At 62.2% G+C, this 19139-nt stretch carries 15 protein-coding genes and 2 pseudogenes; 9 read left to right on the top strand and 8 right to left on the bottom strand.

Annotated elements, in window-relative coordinates; all coding sequences use genetic code 11:
• Nucleotides 1-285: 285 nt before the first annotated feature.
• The 3 genes from KZC52_RS15655 to KZC52_RS15645 all read left to right on the top strand — a co-directional run bounded on the left by KZC52_RS15655 (nucleotide 286) and on the right by KZC52_RS15645 (nucleotide 3845).
• Entirely contained in the window at nucleotides 286-1143 is an 858-nt protein-coding gene (locus KZC52_RS15655) for an AbiV family abortive infection protein (RefSeq protein ID WP_247625066.1), read from the top strand.
• A 283-nt stretch (nucleotides 1144-1426) separates the two neighbouring features.
• Nucleotides 1427-2965: an ATP-dependent nuclease gene (locus KZC52_RS15650; protein ID WP_247625065.1), complete on the top strand. Its 1539-nt coding sequence runs from the start codon at nucleotides 1427-1429 to the stop codon at nucleotides 2963-2965.
• 154 nt (nucleotides 2966-3119) lie between these two features.
• Entirely contained in the window at nucleotides 3120-3845 is a 726-nt protein-coding gene (locus KZC52_RS15645) for an HNH endonuclease (RefSeq protein ID WP_247625064.1), read from the top strand.
• Between the two features lie 1134 nt (nucleotides 3846-4979).
• Here the strand turns inward: KZC52_RS15645 and KZC52_RS15640 are convergent.
• Nucleotides 4980-6677 carry an AAA family ATPase gene (locus KZC52_RS15640; protein WP_247625063.1) on the bottom strand — a complete coding sequence of 566 codons (1698 nt, stop codon included), beginning with the start codon at nucleotides 6675-6677 and terminating at the stop codon, nucleotides 4980-4982.
• A gap of 377 nt (nucleotides 6678-7054) precedes the next feature.
• On the opposite strand from KZC52_RS15640, the gene KZC52_RS15635 reads away from it, so the two are divergent.
• Together KZC52_RS15635 and KZC52_RS17670 are read left to right on the top strand one after the other, a co-directional pair.
• Nucleotides 7055-7366: a hypothetical protein gene (locus KZC52_RS15635; protein ID WP_247625062.1), complete on the top strand. Its 312-nt coding sequence runs from the start codon at nucleotides 7055-7057 to the stop codon at nucleotides 7364-7366.
• 9 nt (nucleotides 7367-7375) lie between these two features.
• The gene (locus tag KZC52_RS17670) at nucleotides 7376-7714 is read left to right on the top strand and encodes an SdpI family protein (RefSeq protein WP_372491588.1); all 339 of its coding nucleotides are present in this window, start codon (nucleotides 7376-7378) and stop codon (nucleotides 7712-7714) included.
• A 339-nt stretch (nucleotides 7715-8053) separates the two neighbouring features.
• Here KZC52_RS17670 and KZC52_RS15630 read toward each other — a convergent pair whose 3' ends face one another.
• Complete coding sequence (locus KZC52_RS15630) at nucleotides 8054-8656, bottom strand: GIY-YIG nuclease family protein (protein ID WP_247625061.1); 603 nt, start codon at nucleotides 8654-8656, stop codon at nucleotides 8054-8056.
• Between the two features lie 413 nt (nucleotides 8657-9069).
• Complete coding sequence (locus KZC52_RS15625) at nucleotides 9070-10299, bottom strand: LexA family protein (protein WP_247625060.1); 1230 nt, start codon at nucleotides 10297-10299, stop codon at nucleotides 9070-9072.
• Between the two features lie 21 nt (nucleotides 10300-10320).
• Between KZC52_RS15625 and KZC52_RS15620 the strand changes: the two genes are divergently transcribed.
• Complete coding sequence (locus KZC52_RS15620) at nucleotides 10321-11853, top strand: recombinase family protein (RefSeq protein ID WP_247625059.1); 1533 nt, start codon at nucleotides 10321-10323, stop codon at nucleotides 11851-11853.
• Between the two features lie 111 nt (nucleotides 11854-11964).
• Here the strand turns inward: KZC52_RS15620 and KZC52_RS15615 are convergent, their stop codons facing one another.
• From KZC52_RS15615 to KZC52_RS17665, 5 genes and pseudogenes are all read right to left on the bottom strand, one after another.
• Nucleotides 11965-12141, bottom strand: a complete 177-nt coding sequence (locus tag KZC52_RS15615; protein WP_247625058.1) for a hypothetical protein — start codon at nucleotides 12139-12141, stop codon at nucleotides 11965-11967.
• A 32-nt stretch (nucleotides 12142-12173) separates the two neighbouring features.
• Nucleotides 12174-12821 carry an HNH endonuclease gene (locus KZC52_RS15610; protein ID WP_247625057.1) on the bottom strand — a complete coding sequence of 216 codons (648 nt, stop codon included), beginning with the start codon at nucleotides 12819-12821 and terminating at the stop codon, nucleotides 12174-12176.
• On the bottom strand, nucleotides 12818-13909 hold the full coding sequence (locus KZC52_RS15605; protein WP_247625056.1) for a hypothetical protein: 1092 nt from the start codon (nucleotides 13907-13909) through the stop codon (nucleotides 12818-12820). Before KZC52_RS15605 ends, KZC52_RS15610 begins: the two co-directional genes overlap by 4 nt.
• 105 nt (nucleotides 13910-14014) lie before the next feature.
• The gene (locus tag KZC52_RS15600) at nucleotides 14015-15178 is read right to left on the bottom strand and encodes a hypothetical protein (RefSeq protein ID WP_247625055.1); all 1164 of its coding nucleotides are present in this window, start codon (nucleotides 15176-15178) and stop codon (nucleotides 14015-14017) included.
• Nucleotides 15179-15241: 63 nt separating this feature from the next.
• Nucleotides 15242-15334: pseudogene (locus KZC52_RS17665) on the bottom strand (DUF2510 domain-containing protein); the annotation flags it as partial.
• Nucleotides 15335-15785: 451 nt separating this feature from the next.
• On the opposite strand from KZC52_RS17665, the pseudogene KZC52_RS17660 reads away from it, so the two are divergent.
• The 3 genes and pseudogenes from KZC52_RS17660 to KZC52_RS15590 all read left to right on the top strand — a co-directional run.
• Nucleotides 15786-15989 (top strand): annotated as a pseudogene (locus KZC52_RS17660) (helix-turn-helix domain-containing protein); the annotation flags it as partial.
• Between the two features lie 6 nt (nucleotides 15990-15995).
• Nucleotides 15996-16133 (top strand): hypothetical protein, encoded by a 138-nt coding sequence (locus KZC52_RS15595; protein WP_247625054.1) that lies wholly within the window; start codon nucleotides 15996-15998, stop codon nucleotides 16131-16133.
• Nucleotides 16134-16372: 239 nt separating this feature from the next.
• Nucleotides 16373-19090 carry a hypothetical protein gene (locus KZC52_RS15590; RefSeq protein WP_247625053.1) on the top strand — a complete coding sequence of 906 codons (2718 nt, stop codon included), beginning with the start codon at nucleotides 16373-16375 and terminating at the stop codon, nucleotides 19088-19090.
• Nucleotides 19091-19139: the final 49 nt, after the last annotated feature.

The following is a 19139-nucleotide window of genomic DNA, read 5'->3' as shown; positions in this document are numbered from 1 at the left end:
CGCGGTCTACTGATCTGATGGTTGGCTGCGGGTCCGCCGGTATACAGTGCTCAGACCGCTCGGGACTTCGCGCAGCACGCAACTTATTGCGGCCGTAGCGTCAGCCGTCAGCTGAGGCCGCGTCGGCTCCGCTGCCGACAGGCGAGGGTAGCCGCGCGTGCTCAGCGCACGCTGGGCTGCACCGGCTCCAGCTGGAACAGCGCGGAGCATCCTGAACTGGCTGCGAGACCACCGGCAGGCTCGCCCCGGCTACCGTCTATCGGAGGTAGGGGCGAGACTGGGTCTATGGCCCGTCGACAGCTTCTCCCGGATGACCTTGAGCCCACTCAGGTCGTCGCCCTGCAGGACGCGCTGCTCTCCAACGCCGATCGCCTGCTCCAGGCGGCCGTGGCGATGCTCGAGGGCGACAGCGTCCCGTTGGCAAGGTCGCTGGCGATTCTCGGTATGGAGGAGTCGGGCAAGGCGATCGCCCTGCACGAGCGCCGCGTCCGCATGGCATACGCTCCAGAGGGCGAGCCGTTCGTCGACGATTGGCTCAAGAAGGTCTGGGGGGACCACGGACTCAAGCTCGAGGTCGTGCACAGATTCCTCGTGGATGAGCAGTACTGGTTTGGAGTGGAGCCATCCGATCCGGAAGAGAATGCTCGTGTCCTCGGTGCGATCGAGGAGTGGCGGCGGGACCACAACTTGCTGAAGCAGCGCGGGTTCTACGTCGACGTCTCTCCCCAGGGTTATCCGGTAACGCCGGAGGGCATCGCCGACGTCGACGCCGTGCGGGAGGTGATCGGGCACGTCCACCAGATCGGATGGCAGTTGCGCCTCGGCGAGCACATCGAGGGCAAGCGCCGACTGGAGGCCGAGCAGGACGTCCCGCCGTCGACCGAGGAGGAGATCCAGAACATGTGCCGGATCATGCTCAGCCTGGATCAGGCAATGGGCGATCGGATACTCGAGTCCATGCGCGAGGGGAAGAAAGGCAAGATTCTCAACAACCCGGCGTACGCATTCGAGCTACCGGAGAACCCCTTCGCGACCGTGGGCAACCCCGGGCACGAGGCCGAGGACCGAGAGCTCCTGGCACTGTGGCAACACGTCCACCCGGAGGCCTCCGATGAGCCAGGCGAGCCGGCCAACGCCTCCTGAGAACACCTCGCCGCCGCGTGCACTCGGCCGCGCGTCTATTTGACTAGTCGTCGTGAAGCAAGCGCATGGTGCACACCGACGTGTCTGCGGGCGATGGGTGCCACAAGTATCCCGATTGAGATTTGGCGCGCCAGTGCACACCCCACCACCGAGGGCCGGCTTTAGGCACCTCCCTGAGCCACCTTCAATCAGGTTTCGCCGTGGCTCGCGGACTAGGAGACAGGGATACAGACTCTCGTATGCTCGATACCAACTCGCTGGGCCAGACGAAACAGGTGACGCTTTGAAGTTCATACGTGTTCGCTCCGACACGATCCTTGACCGGCCGAACACTGTGTACTTGCGATCGCAGGACTGGGACGATTGGTTCAAGTTCGCCACGACGTTCTTTGTTTCTTATGTTGATGCCAACGGAACGCGACACCGAATCGGAACAACGAAGATCGGCAAATTTGGGCTTGCTCCAGCGGGACGAGGCGAAGGCGAGGAGGGCGTCTCAAGACGGCCAGGCCCCCCGCAGAGTTTCAAGCGCCTGGGGACAGAGTTCTTCTCGCTCGCCCAAGATTCGTCGTTCTACGAATCGCTCACGGCCCTGGGTGGATCGACCCGGGACGAGGTTCTCGATGGACTACGCGATCTCGCCTATGTGCCTGGCCTTCTTGAGAAGGCTCAGGATGAACCCGTCACAAAGGTTTCTCTTCTTCGAGATGTCCCCCTGCTAACCGTCAAGGAGCAGTTCTCCCGGTTAGCGAAGGGTGGCGCTAAGTTGACTGAGTTTAATCTGAGATACAAGCTGACATACGCTCCCGGAACCCCGTCGGTCACGTTCGCGGTCGACCCAGACTCCGCCCTTCCGACCAACATTCACGTGATCGTAGGGAGGAATGGCGTCGGCAAGAGCACATTCTTGAACTCGCTGGCGACGCATTTCGTGCAGTCGGATGCGTCGCGGAGCGAAAGTGGTGGTCAGATATCGAACCTGGTTTCTGTTTCATTCAGTGCTTTCGATGCATTCGAGCCGCTGTCAGTTGCTCAGGATCGCACCAAGAGCCTCACCTATCACTACGTGGGCCTTAAGCTGGTCGGCGCCTCGAAGGACGAGGCCGATCGCATCAAAGGGCCTCGGGCGATCGCCAGCGAGTTCACCAAGTCATCGCGGAGTTGTTTACGGGGCGCGCGGAAAGATCGGCTCGCAGGAGCGCTCCGGCTGCTCGAAAGCGACCCGGTCTTCGCCGCATCGGGCATCGCGGACGTAGTTGAGGGGCATGAGAGTACGGATTCCGAGGATGAGACACTCAACCGCTTGGGCCGTCTGTTCAAGCGACTGAGTTCGGGCCATAAGATCGTCCTGCTCACGACCACGAAACTCGTCGAGACTGTGTCAGAGAAGAGTCTCGTTCTACTCGATGAACCCGAGGCGCATCTTCATCCCCCGCTACTTTCCGCGTTCGTGCGGGCCCTCAGCGACCTCCTTCTCAATCGAAATGGCGTTGCCGTTGTGGCCACGCACTCCCCGGTAGTCCTCCAAGAGGTACCGCGTGACTGTGTGTGGAAGATGAACCGCAAGGGTGACGTCACGACGCTCCGCCGACCGGCGATCGAGACATTTGGCGAGAACGTCGGAACACTCACAAGCGAACTCTTCGGTTTGGAAGTCACTGCCACCGGCTATCACGGAATCCTCCTCGAAACCGCGAGAAACTTCGCCGCCGAGGGATATGAGGCCGCACTGGAGTCGCTTGGAGGGCAAGTCGGAGCCGAGGGACGTTCAGTTCTCCGATCCATGATCGAAGTCATGGGACGGCAACATGTGGGCCGTTGAGACCACTGACATCTCAGCCGCAGAGATCGCCACTGATGCGGCCAGGAAGATCCGAAACCCCGACCTTCGCAATCGAGTTCGTGCCGCCAGGTCTGAACTAGAAGCCAACCATGAGAGGTATGGGTCAGAAGTCATCGGCGACGGGTGCCGACAAATGCGCGCTGCCGATTATGGGTTGACCGAAGTCACCGACGACGAAATGAGATGGGTGTACGACAATCACATGTCAAAGCCCACCGGCGGGGCGCGCGATCACTATGACCGCCTCGTAGCCTCGGCGACTTTTGAGCTATGTAGCTATTGCCAGTACGGGCATGCTAAAACTCTCGACCACTTCGTGCCGCAGAGCATCATTGGGGGGCTTGCGGTTGAGCCATGGAACCTCGTCCCGGCGTGTCATCAGTGCAATCACAAGTTGGGTGACTATGTCGCGACGGAGAGCACCACAGAGCTGTTTCACCCGTTCTTTGAGTCAGTCGAGTCTCGTTGGCTGTATGCCCGCGTGATAGAAAAGGGAAGCGGTGCGCTCGAATTTTTCGCCGCGCCTGCGGCTGACCTTGAGGAGGATGAACGCGCAAGGATCAGCAACCAATTCAAAACTTTGGGACTCGCGTTTCTCTTTTCTTCGGTGTCGGGCAAAGATATCGCCGAGGCGCGAGAAAGCCTTCGAGGAACTCCCCCTCGTCCGGACGACGAAGAGGCAGAACGCGAGGCCCGCGAGGCCGATCCACGGATTGTGGCTGGGCATTCAGCAGAAGTTGCTTCGGCTCTGCTGGCCGAGACAGCGGCTATCGCGTTTCGTGTCGATGCGAACAGCAGACGAGGCGTGGTGTACGAGGCGCTCGCGGGCAGCGCGTGGTTCTGTTCCTTGGGAGCTTGACTCGCGTCCTAGTGACGATGAATCCAAGTCAGGCCGACTCACTCATCGGCCACCCCCGTCCCGCTGCAGCTGGAGTCTCACTCTTCCCAAGGCGCACCGTCCGGTCTGGTGATGGGAAGTGCGGCGACGCTGAACCGAGCACTGAAGGTGGCTAGCCTCAGCATGCAGCCCGGCACGAACCAACTCAGCTCTTGTCCCCAGAGAAGCGACGAGTGGCAAGGAACGGCTAGATCGATCCTGGTTCGAAGGCTCGTGCCGCGATAGGTTGCACGCTGGCGACAGCCCCTTCAACCAGGCGGACAACAGGCAAGGTGATCCGAAAGTTCTCGACGACTTCGTCGGGAGAGTACTGGAGCCAATCCGTACAGTCTCGATGTGTTCGGTGAATCTCGGTTGCACGATAGGCCAAGATTGCGCTGAATGGCGGGAAGTGTGACACGGCGCTCACCATTCGGTGACTTTTCACCGACCCTTCACGGAGATTCACGGTAACGCCTTCTGCCCTGTGCGACCCCTGAATCAGCGGCACAGCGACCGACTCGGTTACAGCGAGGAAGAATCGGAGTTCAGTATCTGCGGTCGGCGGGACGCAGGCTCCGGTAAGGACAGCATCAACGAAGCGAGGATCCGAAGCTCGAAGTCCGTCTGTAAGGCTCGTTAACCCAGCGATCGCCGCCCGAGCGAAGCGGCCGGGCCGCGCCGATGCCGCGACCAAGTTCAGTGCAGTCCGCTGACCGAGCCCTGGAGATGAGATCGCGATGCGGGCGACCGCTTGAGCCCACCGAAGATACTCGTCATCCCAAGGGGACGTCAAGATTCTGCACTCTTCGCAGTGCGCATACAGCCCTACGCCGCCGTCGCGTCCTCGATCGAACTTCATTTCGCGATTGGAAGTAGCCACCGATCGCCGAAAATGTCCCCGATTCCATGCAGCTTTGGGTGGTACATGCGCAAACGTCAACTCGGCGTACCGACCGCAGATGGTACAAGTTCCGGACCTCGCATGCGTCCGCGGATTAGTAGGTTGGTGTCCCTGCACGTGGCCTTCAACCCTCCCGACCCGCGTTGTATTCCCTATGCGCATACGCGGATGGTGCCGACGCTAGCCCACGCGATAGACGCACTATGAAGCGCCTAGATTTGACCGTTGGCCCTGCGAATAAGATCGACAATTTCCCGCACGCGAGTCTTCAGATCGTATGGCCACGACGTGTCGTCACCGGATATCGCGATCTTTGCAATCGCGACCTTGCTGGGGCGGATTCCGAGCCTCCGCTCGGTGAGAGGATTGACCCATCTATCTTGCGCGTCAAAGGCCCGCGCGGATGTTGACGGATGCGCCACGCGGATTGCGTGATCGAGTAATTGCTCCGGCACGTAATTTTCGATCGTGTACCCCGCGGTCACCCAAGCGAACCCGGATTGGGGATCCTGTGCGAGTTCCTCGATTACTCGACGTTTGCTTCGATTTAGTTTCGATCGTGCTCTCTGCCGGTCCGAGTCAATGACGACGACCATGTATCTGTTCAAGCTGCGCAGACTTACGAACTCCTGCACTTCATCGGTATCCAGTGGCGACAATTCGCTTAGAAGCGCTCCTCCGTAGAACATGATTGAATAATGAGTTCCCTCTGCGAACTCCTCGGGCGCGAGCCGATCTATCCACGACTTGATGTAGATCCGATCAGAAGGGCCTTCGACCCAGATCACGGCGTTCGTCTGAACCAGGTCAGACGGGCGGTAGCCGAGGTCCGCGCAAATTAGCGATCTGTCGCGTGCCATACCCGCATAACGGACCCGAGATCGTCCCTCGTCCATGGTTACGTGGAAAATCGAACCAATCGATGAGTCGAGCATGTGCGCTGAATGGGTAGCAATGAAGTACTGATTGCTTGTGCTTGTCGCGAGGTATCGAAGGAGCTTGCGCTGCAGCACGGGATGTAGGTGTACCTCTGGCTCTTCGATACACAGGACAGAATCCTGGATCACCGTCGCCGCAGCGGCGATAATGACTACCTCATGTACCCCTGTGCCCAAGTTTTCGATCGGGAGTGTGCGCCCGGACTGCGTGACGTGGATCGTCGACAGATCGTGTGGCACCTCGATCGTTACTGTCGGGTCTTCGAGCACAGCGCGCACGAACTCCTGCACAGAGACGAACCGCTCCTTGTCTGACAGCCGTTCGGTCGCAGGGTTCTGCAGCTCCATCAGCCGACGTTTGATGCTCAATCCATTGAGGTCCGGCGTTTGATCGCTCTCCTGCGAGATGTTTCGGACACCGCCGATGAGGAACGCCTCCGGAGGCACGGGCTTCGCCGCCGCTACGTGCTGCAGGATCCGATAGGCGTCCTCGCCTTGCCCCCCGCCGCCGGTGTGGGTCAACGTCATGGAAAGGTCTGAGGCAACGGGACTGTCGCCGACTCGCAACGAGACGTCACGGAGCGCCGTATCGTCCACGTTCCCCCCACTGGCGATAGGCAACCAGAGTTGACCGTCGGAGCCTCCGAGCAAGGGAGCGTGTAAGAAGTCACGGAGGCGGTCGCGTACGTATTGGTCAAGTTGTGCCAGCCCCGGCCATGTCATGACCTCGGCGACGCGGTACAACTGAGACCTTCGGAACTCATGATCTGCGTCGAGTAGCGGTCGGTCCCATGTGGAAGACGGTTGATTCTCTCGGGAGTACGCATTCATCACTACTCGGAGCACGTTGGATTTCCCAGCGTTGTTCTGCCCCGCGATCAGATTTATCTTGTTCAAGGGGGCGAGAGTGGCTAGGTCGTCCGAAGGAAAGCTGCGGTACCCGCGGAAGCGGAAACCCTCGATGAGTGTCACCAACCCAGTATCGCGGAGGCCCGCAGTTCCCGACATGAACCGCGGGTCATGAACTTAGACCTGTTGAGCATGCATGCGAGTGTCGGAGGCGGGTCGTGGACCCCGGCCCACGAGACACGGGTTCGCGCTGAAGGCCCTCCTGGCGCCTTATCGGAGTGTGGGCCCGCCGGTGATTGAGGCTCGGCTGCGCCGATAGTCCGGATAAGTGTTCTTATCGTCGGTAATGGGCCAGACGTTGAAGTGAGATGGGGCTGAGTTGGTGTACGGCTCTTGGCCAGTCGCCGAGCAGGATCGCGAGGGTTCGCGCCGTCGCAAAGTCGTACCGTGAGGTCGCTGGCCTCGCGACAGGTCCGGGCTCCGCTGATACCGTCGAGGGCATGTTCGTAGTCGGAATCGTTGCGTCAGTCGCCGGCATCGTGCTGTTTCACACAGCGCTTTCTCGAACCATTCGAGCGAACGAGCTGACGCCGATCCCGTTCGGGAAGCGCCCGCAGACCTCGCCGCGCGGATCCGCGACGATGCGAGGGATCGGCGCAGGGCTGATCGTGCTGGGCGCAGTGCTCGTTGCAGGCGAGGGGTGGCAGTGGGTGATGATGATCGTCATCGGTGGCCCCGCAGCGGCTTTCGCCGTATTGGCGTTGCACAATCGTCGCGTCGCTCGCGCTGGACGCTCGAATGAGGCTTCGTAGGGTGTTCCCGTGGAGGTGATCGCAGGGGTGTTCCCAGTCCTGCTCTTGGTGACCGGGATCGTAGTCGAGCTCGCCGCGCGGGGGGATCTCCGACGGAATCGTCTTGCCGGCATCCGCACGGTCGCGACCATGAGAAGCGACGCTTCCTGGACTGCCTCTCACCGGTCCGCGTCAGCCTCCGTCTGGGTTGGATTCGCTGCGAGTGTGATTGCGGCCGTCGTATCTTTCGCGAGCAGCGGGATCGTGACGACGATCGGAGCGATCGCGGTTGTCGTCATCTTCGTCCTCACCACGGTGATCGCACTCGTTGTAGCGAATCGCGCAGGCAGGGCGTCCACGTCGCCCTAAACGAGGCCCGGCCGGATCACCCGATCTCGTCCGCCTTCAGCGCGCGCTTGATCTCCTTCAGCGATCGCCACTGGTGACCTTCCAACTGGTGAGGAGCGCGTGTCCTACCCAGTTGCGCGTCGTAGCTGTAGTTCGGGGTCGCCATCATCTCCTGGAGGTTGTCAGCGGATCAGGCGGGGCGGTGATCGCTGTCTTCTAGGCCTGCGAGAAAGTCGCGAACGATTCGCCTCTCGTCGTCGCCTCTGCGGTGCTGTGCTGCTGTGCCGAGAGTCAGCTGTGGAAGGCCGAGAGCTTCCCGCGCTGAGCGACTTCTCGCAGTGAGCGACTACACCGAGCTCCTTAGCCGCGGTTGAGTCCGTGGGTGATGCTGTCTAGTGCGCGCTTGAAGTGGCTCTCTGCGGCGTTGATATCTCGGAGTGGCGTCGAGGGGTCGAAGACCCGCAGCAGCGAGTACTGGAAGCTCGACGGATCCCGCAGCTTCAGGGCGACGTTGCCGCCGTGCCCGTTGGTGGCGTAGGTGCGCCATCGCTGCAAGATGTTCTCGGCGCCGTCTGCCTTGCCGACGTAGTGCCGCCCGTCGAGGGTGTCGGTGATCAGATAGATACCGACAATCGATGAGAGCGCTGTCTGCCAGGCGGCGTACCGGCGCTCGTTCACCACGGCCTGCAACATCTCGTACGAGACGATCAATTTGTCGAAGCCCGGGAAGCGGGGAGGCTGAGCGTCGGCGATCTCGAGCACCGGGTAGGTCGCTGCCGTCGTGCCACGGACGCGCCACACCCGACCCGCCCTCCAACCGATGACAAGTCGGCCGAGCAAGTCCTGCAGGTGATCGCTGTAGACGAGGTCGAACTCTCGGAGCTCACCGTCGTTCGAGATCTCCCCTCGATTCTCGACGACGCGCCAGAGGCGTCCGCGGTCACCGCCTTCCGGAAGGAGCACGACCCACCATCGCGGAGGGGTGACTGGGAAAATTCGTGGCTTCGCTGACTGGCGGCGCGTGTACGCGAGGATATCGTCGTCCGTCGAATTTGCCTGGACACCGGCAAGGCGGCTCGACGCAGGCTCGGCGTTGTAGGCGTGCCTGATGACCAGCACATCCTGGAGAGGCAGCGACTCCGAATCGAGGATCGTTACGAGCGTCACGGACATGCGTCTGAGACTATCGACCTGGAGACAGTGGCACGGCGCGGACCCTAGCGGCGTGGACGGTGGGTGGTTCCCGGCGAGTTACTTGGCGTCAGCGACCCAGGCCTCACTGGCCGTCGCCCATGCACGAGCACTTTTCGCCGACACAAGACCTACCTGCAGTTTGTCGCCCACGCCGAAGATCAAGTCGGTGACCTCCCATACAGTTAATCCTCCGCAGTGGGCGCGGCTTCTGCTCGGGGAAGATCTTCAACTAGGCCATTGGGGCCGTACCACCGCAGCTCTCCTGTGGAGAAGGACACCCTGCCGACCAAACGGTCGCTGAGTTGCCAGTCGGTAAGGTCAGGTTCCTTCTCGGCGTCCTCTGGCGAGTAGCCCCATGGCTTGCGCTCTTCGCGGCGAACGTCCGGGGCAGGGTAGTGAGGCGGCATTGGATGTTTCGCGGTCACAGCGGTGAGCGAGCGGCGGACGTACTCGCTGTAGTTCCTCAGATCGCTGTAGTCGCGCCGCCGATCTCCGTCCGACCGCTCGGACTGCTTGGCTGAGTTGAAGCGCACCACCCAGATCAAGGCGTCCCACCTCTCGCGCACTTCTTCAGGCAGTGCATGGGCGTAGCTTGCGCTCGCTTGAAGGAGAGCTGCCGTTCGGCGGTCCCTGTCACGATGAACGTCTGCTGTCGTGGCCATCCGCACAAAGTGCTCCACCGCGCGGCCGCCATCGTGCACGCTTCCACTCAGGGTCATGTACTCGGCTAGCGCTGTGATCAGGTGGTCAGCGGCCGCTGAGTGCCGTCGCTCTTCATCGGCGCGCTGTGCTTCTTTCCGCTCGGCGGCCGCCATGTCGGTCTCATGCTTCAGCACCTTTGCCGTCTGCTTCGAGCCGACCCACGCGGAGAGCAAGCCACCGACAATGGCACCCACAACGGCACCAGCTAGCGCGGCCCACATTTCAGTCATGCGCAGCAATCTACCGAGTGGAAGCGGTTGCCTCACACCCTCGATCTGATCGAGGGTGCGTCTGTGCGCGGCGGTGTATGCCGCGCGAACGCTATAGGCGATGCGACCTTGCTCCGAGACGCTGAACTCACGACGTTCCTGGTGGAGAACATGGAGCGCTTCGAAGTGCCTCAGGAACTGTGCGCGAACCTGCTCGAGAAGGCGCTGAGCGGGGCGACTCTGGATGCCGACATTAGGAAAAGCCGCTTCAGCGTGAGCTAGCCGTTCAGGATCGCGACCACGACATCCTCCATTGAGCGGATGCTTCGATCGGGTGATGAGGCTCTCATCACCCGATCTGATGTCGATGCCGAGCATCGAGTCGCCGGCCGCGCGGACGACGAATGTCGCGGCTTGGTCGTCGATGAGCATTTTAGTCAGGTCGATCTGGCCGTCGTAGTACTCCTGAGCGGTCGACGGGAACCCCTGGTCGAGCGGCACGTGTGGGTGTCTACTGGGCGAATGAAGCGGCTATCGGTTCGTGAGTATCTGAGGGTGTCGAGGGATATCCATGACACGGGCAGAAGCCCGGATCAACAACATGGAGAGAACAAGACGTCGATTGAGGCTCAAGGGTGGGCCCTTCACTCCGCCGCGCCATACCGAGATGCCGACCGGAGTGCGAGTCGATACGCGAGAAAGGAGCGCGAGGATTTCAAGCGTTTGATCGGGGACCTTGAGTCAGGCACCTTCGATGCCGATGTCCTTGCGATCTGGGAGTCGAGCCGCGGGTCGCGTCGCGTGGGCGAGTGGGTAGACCTCGTGGACCTCTGCAGGGAGCGAAGCGTCCGCATCTGGGTCACTACGCACAACCGCCTCTATGACCCCGCCAACGCCCGCGACCGGCGCAGTCTCCTCGAGGACGCCGTCGACGCAGAGTACGAATCTGAGAAGACCTCTGAACGGCGGCGGAGGAGTTCGAGCGCCTCTGCTGAGCAAGGACGCCCGCACGGTCGAAACCTGTACGGCTACCGGCGCGTGTACGACGAGCAGACGCGCGAACTTGTTCGGGTCGAAGAGCACCCGGATCAGGCGCCAATCGTCAAGGAAGCGGCAATGCGCATTATGCGCCACGACTCGATCTACTCCGTTGCTAGAGAGTTCAATCGGAGAGGTGTGCCACCAAGGTGCCCTAGACAGCACCCCTTGGATGGGACAGGGGGCTGGAACCCCGCCGCGATCAAAGCGATGTTGCGCCAACCAGCGTATGTGGGGAAGCGAGTGCTTCGGGGGAATGTCGTTGCTGATGCTATCTGGGGGCCTTTGATCGACCCCGAGTCTTGGGAAGAGCTGCAGGCAATCCTTTGCCAGAGCGATCGGAAACGTCCGCGCGATCACACGGCTAAACATCTTCTGTCGACGATCGCCCGATGCGGAGTATGCAACGCTCCGCTGAAGTGCTGGACGAATCACTACACGCCGCGAAAGCCACTCTCGGACGGTTCGCCAGCGCCGCGAAGGGGCTATCTGAACTACGCGTGCGGGAGGCTTCCAGGGCTGGCAGCACCCGACGAGCCGAGAGGCTTTCATGTCAGCATCAGCGTGCAGACGCTCGATGAGATCGTCTGCGAGCTGTTATTCGCACGGCTCAGTTCGGCCGATTTCACGTCGGGTACCGCAAACCAAGGTAAGCAAGCTCAAACGGAACGTCGTCGCCTCATCGATGAGATCGCCGCGTACGAGGACTACCTAGATTCCGTGCGGGCGGACGCGGCCGCGCTACAACGGTTCGACCTCATTATCGACCAAGAGTCACGCCTGCAACCCCTGATCCGTGACTGCCGCGAAGCACTCGCAGAGATGTCGGCGATCGACCCGTACGTTCGCGAGTTCATTGATCGCGGCGAACCTGACGTCCAGTGGAAAGAGCTGGACCTCGCAGATCAGCGCAGAATCGTTCGCGCGGTCCTGACGCCACGCGTCCATCGCCTCGAACGAGCAAAACGGGGACGACGAGAACTTAACGAACAGCGTGTTGAGCCAGTGTGGCGGTGACGACACCTATCGGAGACGCAAGCTCGTTGCTTTGCCTGCTCGAACAGGTCCGCGATAGGTCAGTCTCCACACACATACGAGGAATCCGCCCTAGGGAGCAGAGGGCAGGTCCTAGACCGAGCTCGCCGTAGTCTCGGTGACGAGGTCTCGACTAATGTGAACGAGCGTCTCCTTGGTTGTGAAGGCTTCACCGTTGCGCTCGGCAAGGGCGACTGCGTGAAGCTCTTCTAGGCCTGCTCGGAGTTGACGCAGACGCGAGCGACGGTTGGTGTCGTCGATTTCAGTCATGGCCGTTCCTTTCGAAGGCGGGCCGCATCTGACTACCGTCCGAAGCGGCGCAGCCAGGCGTTGTGATAGTTCGGCGCTGCATGACGACGGCCATGAGCCTCACCCGCGACGACGATATCCGCGTATCGAGAGAGTAGTCCGTCCCATTCCGGATCGCGCATGGGCGTCGCGTCGACCATGGGAAGGGCGTCTGCGGCGAGGATGGACTTCCGGGTGTTGCACATCGCGTGCAGGGTCGTGAGGTTCGCCGCGTCGCTGGAGCCGCCGTTGGCGTGCGCAAGCACGTGGTCGGCTTCGGGCGCGAGCGCCCAGTACGCGGGGTGCACGGTGCCGCGGCGGTAGTGCGCGTAGTAGGGGAAGTCGTCGGGGAACACGTCACTGATCGCGACGAGGACGCACCGGGGGATCGTGCGGCCGCCGCAATATGTGCAGGTGAAGCCGTCGCGGAGGAACACCTCCGCACGCGTGCGGTCGGGGACTCGCCGCGAGGTGCGCGCGTCGGTGCCGATCGTGGTCGTGCCGTGGAGGGTGAGGCTGCCCATCCAGACCTCACCGGCGATCGGCTCGAGGAGCTGGCGGGCACGATCGAGGGACGACGGCAGCGCCGCGGCGACCTCGTCGAGGATGCTGCTGTACCAGGCAGCCGCATCGTCGCGGAGCGCGTGGATCTCGCGTGTCACGACGGATCCAACTCCTCGCCAGCACCGTCGCCGTCGCGGAGGCGCATCACATAGGAGAGCCCGGCGAAGGTGGCGAAGCGGGCGACGTTGCGGCCTCCCATGACGCGATTCAGTGTGTACTTCGCGGGGAACTGCTTGAGCAGGTCGTCCTCGCTCTCAAAAGAGCGCGCGCTCTTCAGCGCGAAGATGCGGGTGGTGTCGAGGGCGCGGAAGCTGTCGATTGAGAGGATCGACGACTCGACGTCGCCCCAGATGAGGCGGTCGAAGTGCTTCTGCCTTGTCCAGTGCTGGCGGATGCGCTTGGCGATCCCCGTCCACTCGTTCGTGGCGCCGACGTACACCTGGCGGTACTCGTCGAGCACCATGATGTAGAGCCCGCCGACGCCGTCCCACTTCGCGAGATCCGTGACCTCGACCATGCCGGGGTTGCTGGCGACGACCTCCTGCAGAGCCTGCTCGAACTCATCGCGGTCGAGGGAGGCGAAGTGAGCCATGTTCAGGTCGAAGTTCGCCAGGGCCCGCTCGCGGTGCTTCTCGCACCACTCGTCGGTGTGGATGCGGTGCTCGGCGTCCTCGTACTTCCAGTCGACGGCATCCCAGAACTCAGGGTCGTCGTCCCGCGACCAGCGCGCTGTCGACACGCGCTTGTTGATCGTCGCGTAGGTGTCGCGAGAGATCCGCAGGCCGAGGCCGCGAGTGCTGCGCACGGTGGTCGCGAAGTGCGTAGCGCTCTCGGTCGACCCGGGCCGAGGCTGGTTCTTGCGGGGGATCGCCACGGTGACACCCCAGACCTTGCGAGCGAGTCGCTTCGTCTGCAATCGGTGCCAGATGAGGCGGTGCCCGTCGTCGGTCAGGGCATGCAGGGTCGCATTCGCGTTGGGACCGGTCGTGACGTTGAAGATCCGAGTCGAGTCGAACTCGGAGTGCTCCCCTTCAGGGATGAGCCCTGCCTCGGTCAGCTCAAACGGGACCGCGTCGAGCACGAGGTAACCGTCATCGCTGAGACCGCGACGGAGTCGCTCTGCTTCGGTGGCGCTTGGTGCCCAGACGAGCGTCTCGCGCGGGGTGACGGTGATCTCGAGGTCCATGTCGCCAGGATCTCACGGGAAGCAACGCGGGCTCGGGCCCCGGCGGCTGAGAGATGATCATGGTCGTGCAGAAAGTGTGCGCCACCGACCGCGCTGGGCGCCTCGCTAGGATTTCATCAGACGCGCCTTGGCTGCGACGAACTCCTCATCTGTGAGGACGTCTGCGGCTCGCAACGCCGAGAGCCTTTCCAGTTGGCTGACCAGGTCCGAAGACGTCTCGCGTGGCGCCGGGGCCATGACGATTGATGCTGGGCGCTTCGACGCCGAAATTCGTGCCCGTAGCTCCTGGATGTGCGAGGACCACTCGTTGTAGACGACCTTCGCCATTGGCAGAGTGTTGCTGAGCGTGTACGGGTCGTTCTTGTCCGCATTTCGCGAGTCCATCGTGCCGCGCCAGAAGTCTTTGTTCGCACTGCCCTGGTAGCTGGCTGTCAGCACTTCGAGCACCCCGGAGGCGATTCCGGAGTTGTACTCGATGGCGTTGATGTCGGTGAAGTAGAAGGTCGTGCTTCGCTCGCCTCCGAGGGAGCCCGCCATGAAGCTCGTCGCTGCACCGGTCTTGATGATTGCGAGACGGTCTTCGAAGGCGACGAGCAACCCCTGAGCGAAGCCAGGAGCAAGCACAAGCCACGGGGCTTCCTCCCCGAGGCTCAGCCGCTTGATCGCCTCTTCGCCCTTGCGCGTTTGCTTACCGAGAATCGTTGCTCGCGGCCAGCGCTCGTGCATCGTCATCGCAGCAACACGAGCTGCCTCCGCGGCTGTCTCCTCGGCATGTCGAATGGCATCTAGCGCTTTGCTTGGCCGTGGGCTGGCCCGCGCTGCCTCTAGGGCGGCCTGGATGTGCGGTGCCTCTCCCGCCGCGAACCCCCTCACCTTCATCGCGCGTCCCGCGTGATCCGTTAGAGACAGTGTCCGTTTGGAGTCAAGGACCTGCATGTCGGCGATCGAATCAAGCACCATGCATGCTGCTATCCGCTCGGGTAGGTACGTGAACACCCGCACGTTGGTAATTACGAGTTCGTTCCCTGCTGGTCGCAGGCTCGACCCGGGACCGAAGTAGATTATGGATTCGTCGGGGAGGAGGAATCGGACGACCTCGGCGGTCTTGCGTGCCCTCTTCTTTTCAGGCCATCCGGGGAAAGAGCGCGACGACAGCGGTGTCGCCGCGGTTATTCTCGCTTCCACGACACTGCCGGCGTTCGGTGCCTGATGCCCGATAGCATCCGGGGTGGCAAAACCTTGACGGACAACCGTTCTGCTGTGCACCACGTCGCGACTCTCGTGCGCTACTCCCGACGACACTAAAGGGTCGACCGATTGTCGACCTGCGGTCCATACATGCTCGGTCCAGGCCGCTCCGTCCCAGAATCTCCGCTCAAATCGGCCAGTCGGGTCGGGGTGCCAATCAGCTGGTATCGAGGTCACGCGCACATTCTAGGACCGAGACGATCGACTCACAGCGGTGCGGTCACCATCAGCCCAGTGCCAACAGAGTCGGATCAGTCGGATCGACCTTCAATTGGCCGCGTCAAGACTTCACGCACCCGCGATCGTCGACGAGCCCCGTGCCATCAGCTTCGTTTCGGGCTCAGCAATACGAAGACAACCGCGGGACTCGCTGATAATGGATTTCTTGCTCGTAGATGAGCAGATTCGATTGACATGAGCGCTACTGATCGCTAATTTAGTAGCGGTTCGATAAAGCTTCGGGCTGCACCAGACGGAACCGGGGATGGCCGCCCGCCCGTCTTACAGAAGAGGCCAAAGCCCAAGGCGAATGCGATCACCAGTGCGTGCTTGAACCTTGGGTCAACGCTCTGGTGAACAACGGATTGTAAAGACGCGATCCTGGCGGGGTGGCACTGGCAGGTGTCCCGTGAGACATGCAGGTGCTCCTTCTCGAAAGAGAGGAGCGGGCTTGCCTGCTCACGCCGTAACCCAGACCCGGCCACTACTCACCCTCCAGGAAGCTGCCCACGCTCGACGGATCGGCTATTCGACACTTCGTAAGTGGATCGCTGACGGCACGCTGCCGGCAGAGCGAATCGGTCGCCGAATCTATGTGCAGTCCGCACACCTCGATGCGATGGCTACCCCGGCCATCGGCCGACCGCGCGCAGCTGAGGAGATCGACTCCGCCGTTGCGCGCGTCGTCGCGGCTGCTCCCCGCCTCACTGCGGAGCAACGCGAGCGGCTCGCCGTGATCATCGGGGGTGCCGCATGAACACTCCCTTTCACTCAGGCTGGAAAGCGAAAGAGCTGACAGACGCCGGCGGTCGGTTCCAGGTACTTAGCCGCCGGGTACCGCGTCAAGTGCCGACCGCTCAGATGCGCTCGATTGCTGGGGGTCTTCAAACAAGACCCCCAGCAATCGAGCGCAAGCGAGCGCATGAAACCCTTGATATTCCGCGGATCTCGCCGCGGGGTCATAAGCCCCCTATGGGTCCCCGTGCTTATGACCCCGTGTCCGCCGGCCGCGCGAACTCCCGCGTTCTCGCCAGCGCGGGCGCCAACTTCGGTGATCTTGTCTCGGTCCGCTCGATGGGAACTGAGCGCCGAGCGATCATCGTGGGCTTCGACACGGAGTTCACGACCCTCGGGGGCGTGCGGAACGTTGACAGCTGGCAGTTCGCGACGCCCGACCTGAATGATCCGACGCTGATGGTTCAGATCGTCATCTTGCCGCTAAACGGGCGACGCATCGGGATGCACACTGCCCTCTGGGAGGTCGTTCAAGCTGCGTCTCTGTGGCGATCGCCTCTCGTTCGGGACGGCGTGGACGACCGCGGCGTGCGCCGAAGTACTGTCCTTGAGCGCGCTGGCGCCGGGCCTTCCGGGGATGCCGCTCGCGCCTGGGCCGCCGATCCACGCGATTGGGAGGCGCGCGCGGCTGCGCTCGCACCCTGGCGCGTTCCCATCGTGCTCGCCTGTCACTTCGGTGCGGCAGACCTCACGACATTCCGAGGTGGCGGCCGGGTTACGGATCACCTCACGCGGCTGACGTCCGCTGCCGGCGGGCTCGTTACGCTTTTGCCCTTCCGCCTTCAAAACGGCGATCAGCGAGGCGACGACTACGGCTGGTGGCGGTCGTTGAGCGTCACCGTCCGCGACACGATGACACACGCTCCGGCAGGGCAGAGGACGCTCGCGGCCATCGGCATGGCCGCTGGCGTCGAGAAGCTCGAAGTGCCAGGCGACTGGATCTCGCGGATGGCTGAATACCGCCACCATCATCTCAGCGAATTTCTGGACTACGGCGTGAACGACGCGGAGATCGTCGTGGAGTTTCTTGCGCGAATTTGGGGCGAAGGCGTGCTCCCTCCCGTAACGCTCGGCGGTGGCGCCGCCGCGTCCCTTGTTGCCTCAGGGTCCGAGTACTTCGGGGTTACTACGCCAAAGGAGTTCAGGCTCGCATTCTCGGGGCTCGTTGAGGAGGAAGCGGTGGATGTGGTCGAGGAAGGCGACGAATTGACGTTCTACGCGAAGCGAGGACGGGCGCCTGTCGATGGCGCTGCGGCTCAGCTCAGCAAAGCCTTCGCTTCTGCGTATCACGGCGGCTTGAACGGCTGTCCTGCGCCGGGCTACTACCCAATGCGCACCATCGACATCGATGCGAAAAACGCGTACCCAACAGCCATGGCGCTCGTGCCCGATCTCGACTGGGAGACGGGGTGCATCGAGAACGTCATCCATGAGCGGCATCTGACTCGCGATGACGTGCCGGAACCCACCTCTTCTTTCGTCGGGTTTGTGTCGTTCGACTTCCCCGAGAATGTCTCTTATCCGACGCTCCCGATCGTGGGAGACGGAACGCTCATTTATCCGCGCACGAGCGAGGGAGTAGCCGGTACCTGGGTCTGCGGGCCTGAACTCTGGCTCGCGCTCCAGCTCGGCGCGACCGTTTTCTGCCAGATCGGGTTTGCCGGACGAGTCGCTCGACGCTCCGATGGCTCGCTGAGCCTTTCGCTGCGTCATGGTGTGCGCCAACTGATCGAGGACCGGGCGACCGCCAAACGTCTCTTCGGGAAGGGATCGCTCGAAGAACAGACGCTCAAGACGAGTGTTAACACGATCTACGGGAAGACCGCGCAGGATGTCGCGGAACAGCGCTCGTGGGATGCCTACAAGCAGGAGATGGACAACGTGGGTGGATCCGCGATCTCGAGCCCGTCTCACGCAGCGACCACGACCAGCCTCGTCCGGGCCCAACTTCTGGCGACGATGAATCAGATCGCTGAACGAGGCGGCCAGGTGTATTCGGTCACGACAGATGGCTTCATCACTGATTGGACAGTAGGTGACGTCGAAGCTCTTGATCTTTTCGGTCTCGCTGGCCACCTCAGGGAGGCACGTACAGCGCTCACCGGAGACCCGACCATCTGGGAGGCCAAGCACGAGCAGAACGACCTGGTGAACTTCACCACGCGCGGCAACGTCTCGCTCAGCGTGAACGGCGTCTGTGCGCATAACGGGCTGAAGCGCTCGGAGGGGATCACCGCCGATAGTCGAGAGGATCGTGAAGAACTCCTGGCGAGCGTTGTCACCCGCGAGGGTCGGGTCGAGAACGCCTACCGGCGATTCCCTAGCTTTCAGGAACTCTCTCGGAAGGAAGGGCGCAAGGATTTCGTTCCGTCCCACGTCGAGCGTGCCGTCAGCATGGATTTCGACCTCAAACGTCGACCGCTGATGGATTCGATCGTGGCAGAGCGAGTTCCTCTGCCAGACGGGTCCACACACGAGTTGGCGACTTTCCCGACAGCTCCGTGGGAAACCATCGAGGAGTGTCTGCGCGCACGAGCCATCGCTCGAGAGATTGCGAACACTGGCTGTCTACGAACAGTCGACGAATGGAGGGATTGGCACGTTCGATTCGCTCACGGCAAAGGGCACAGGATCGTCACCCCTCGTCGCGCTGTGCTGATGTCGATCGTCATGGCGCACCGACAGGGCGTCGTCACGATTCCAACGCTGGCGACTCGTGAGCTCACCGTTGCCGAGCGTCTCGAGTGGCTCGCGCGATGGGGGCTCGGCACGGTGAGCGAAGGCGACTGGAAGAACGCTCGTCGACCTGAGCGAACATCTCAGATGCTGCCCCTCTCAGAGCTCGAGCCTTGGCTCTCGCAGATGATGACCGCGCGGATCAACGATCTTCCGCTGCCGGCCCTGGGAGGCGCGTCATGAGCGTTCGTCGACGCTGTTGTTGCCTGCCCCGCGCAGCGGCCACCGGAGG

The organism is Microbacterium galbinum, assembly GCF_023091225.1.
Classification (GTDB): domain Bacteria; phylum Actinomycetota; class Actinomycetes; order Actinomycetales; family Microbacteriaceae; genus Microbacterium; species Microbacterium galbinum.
This window is presented reverse-complemented; position numbering and strand designations above follow the sequence as displayed.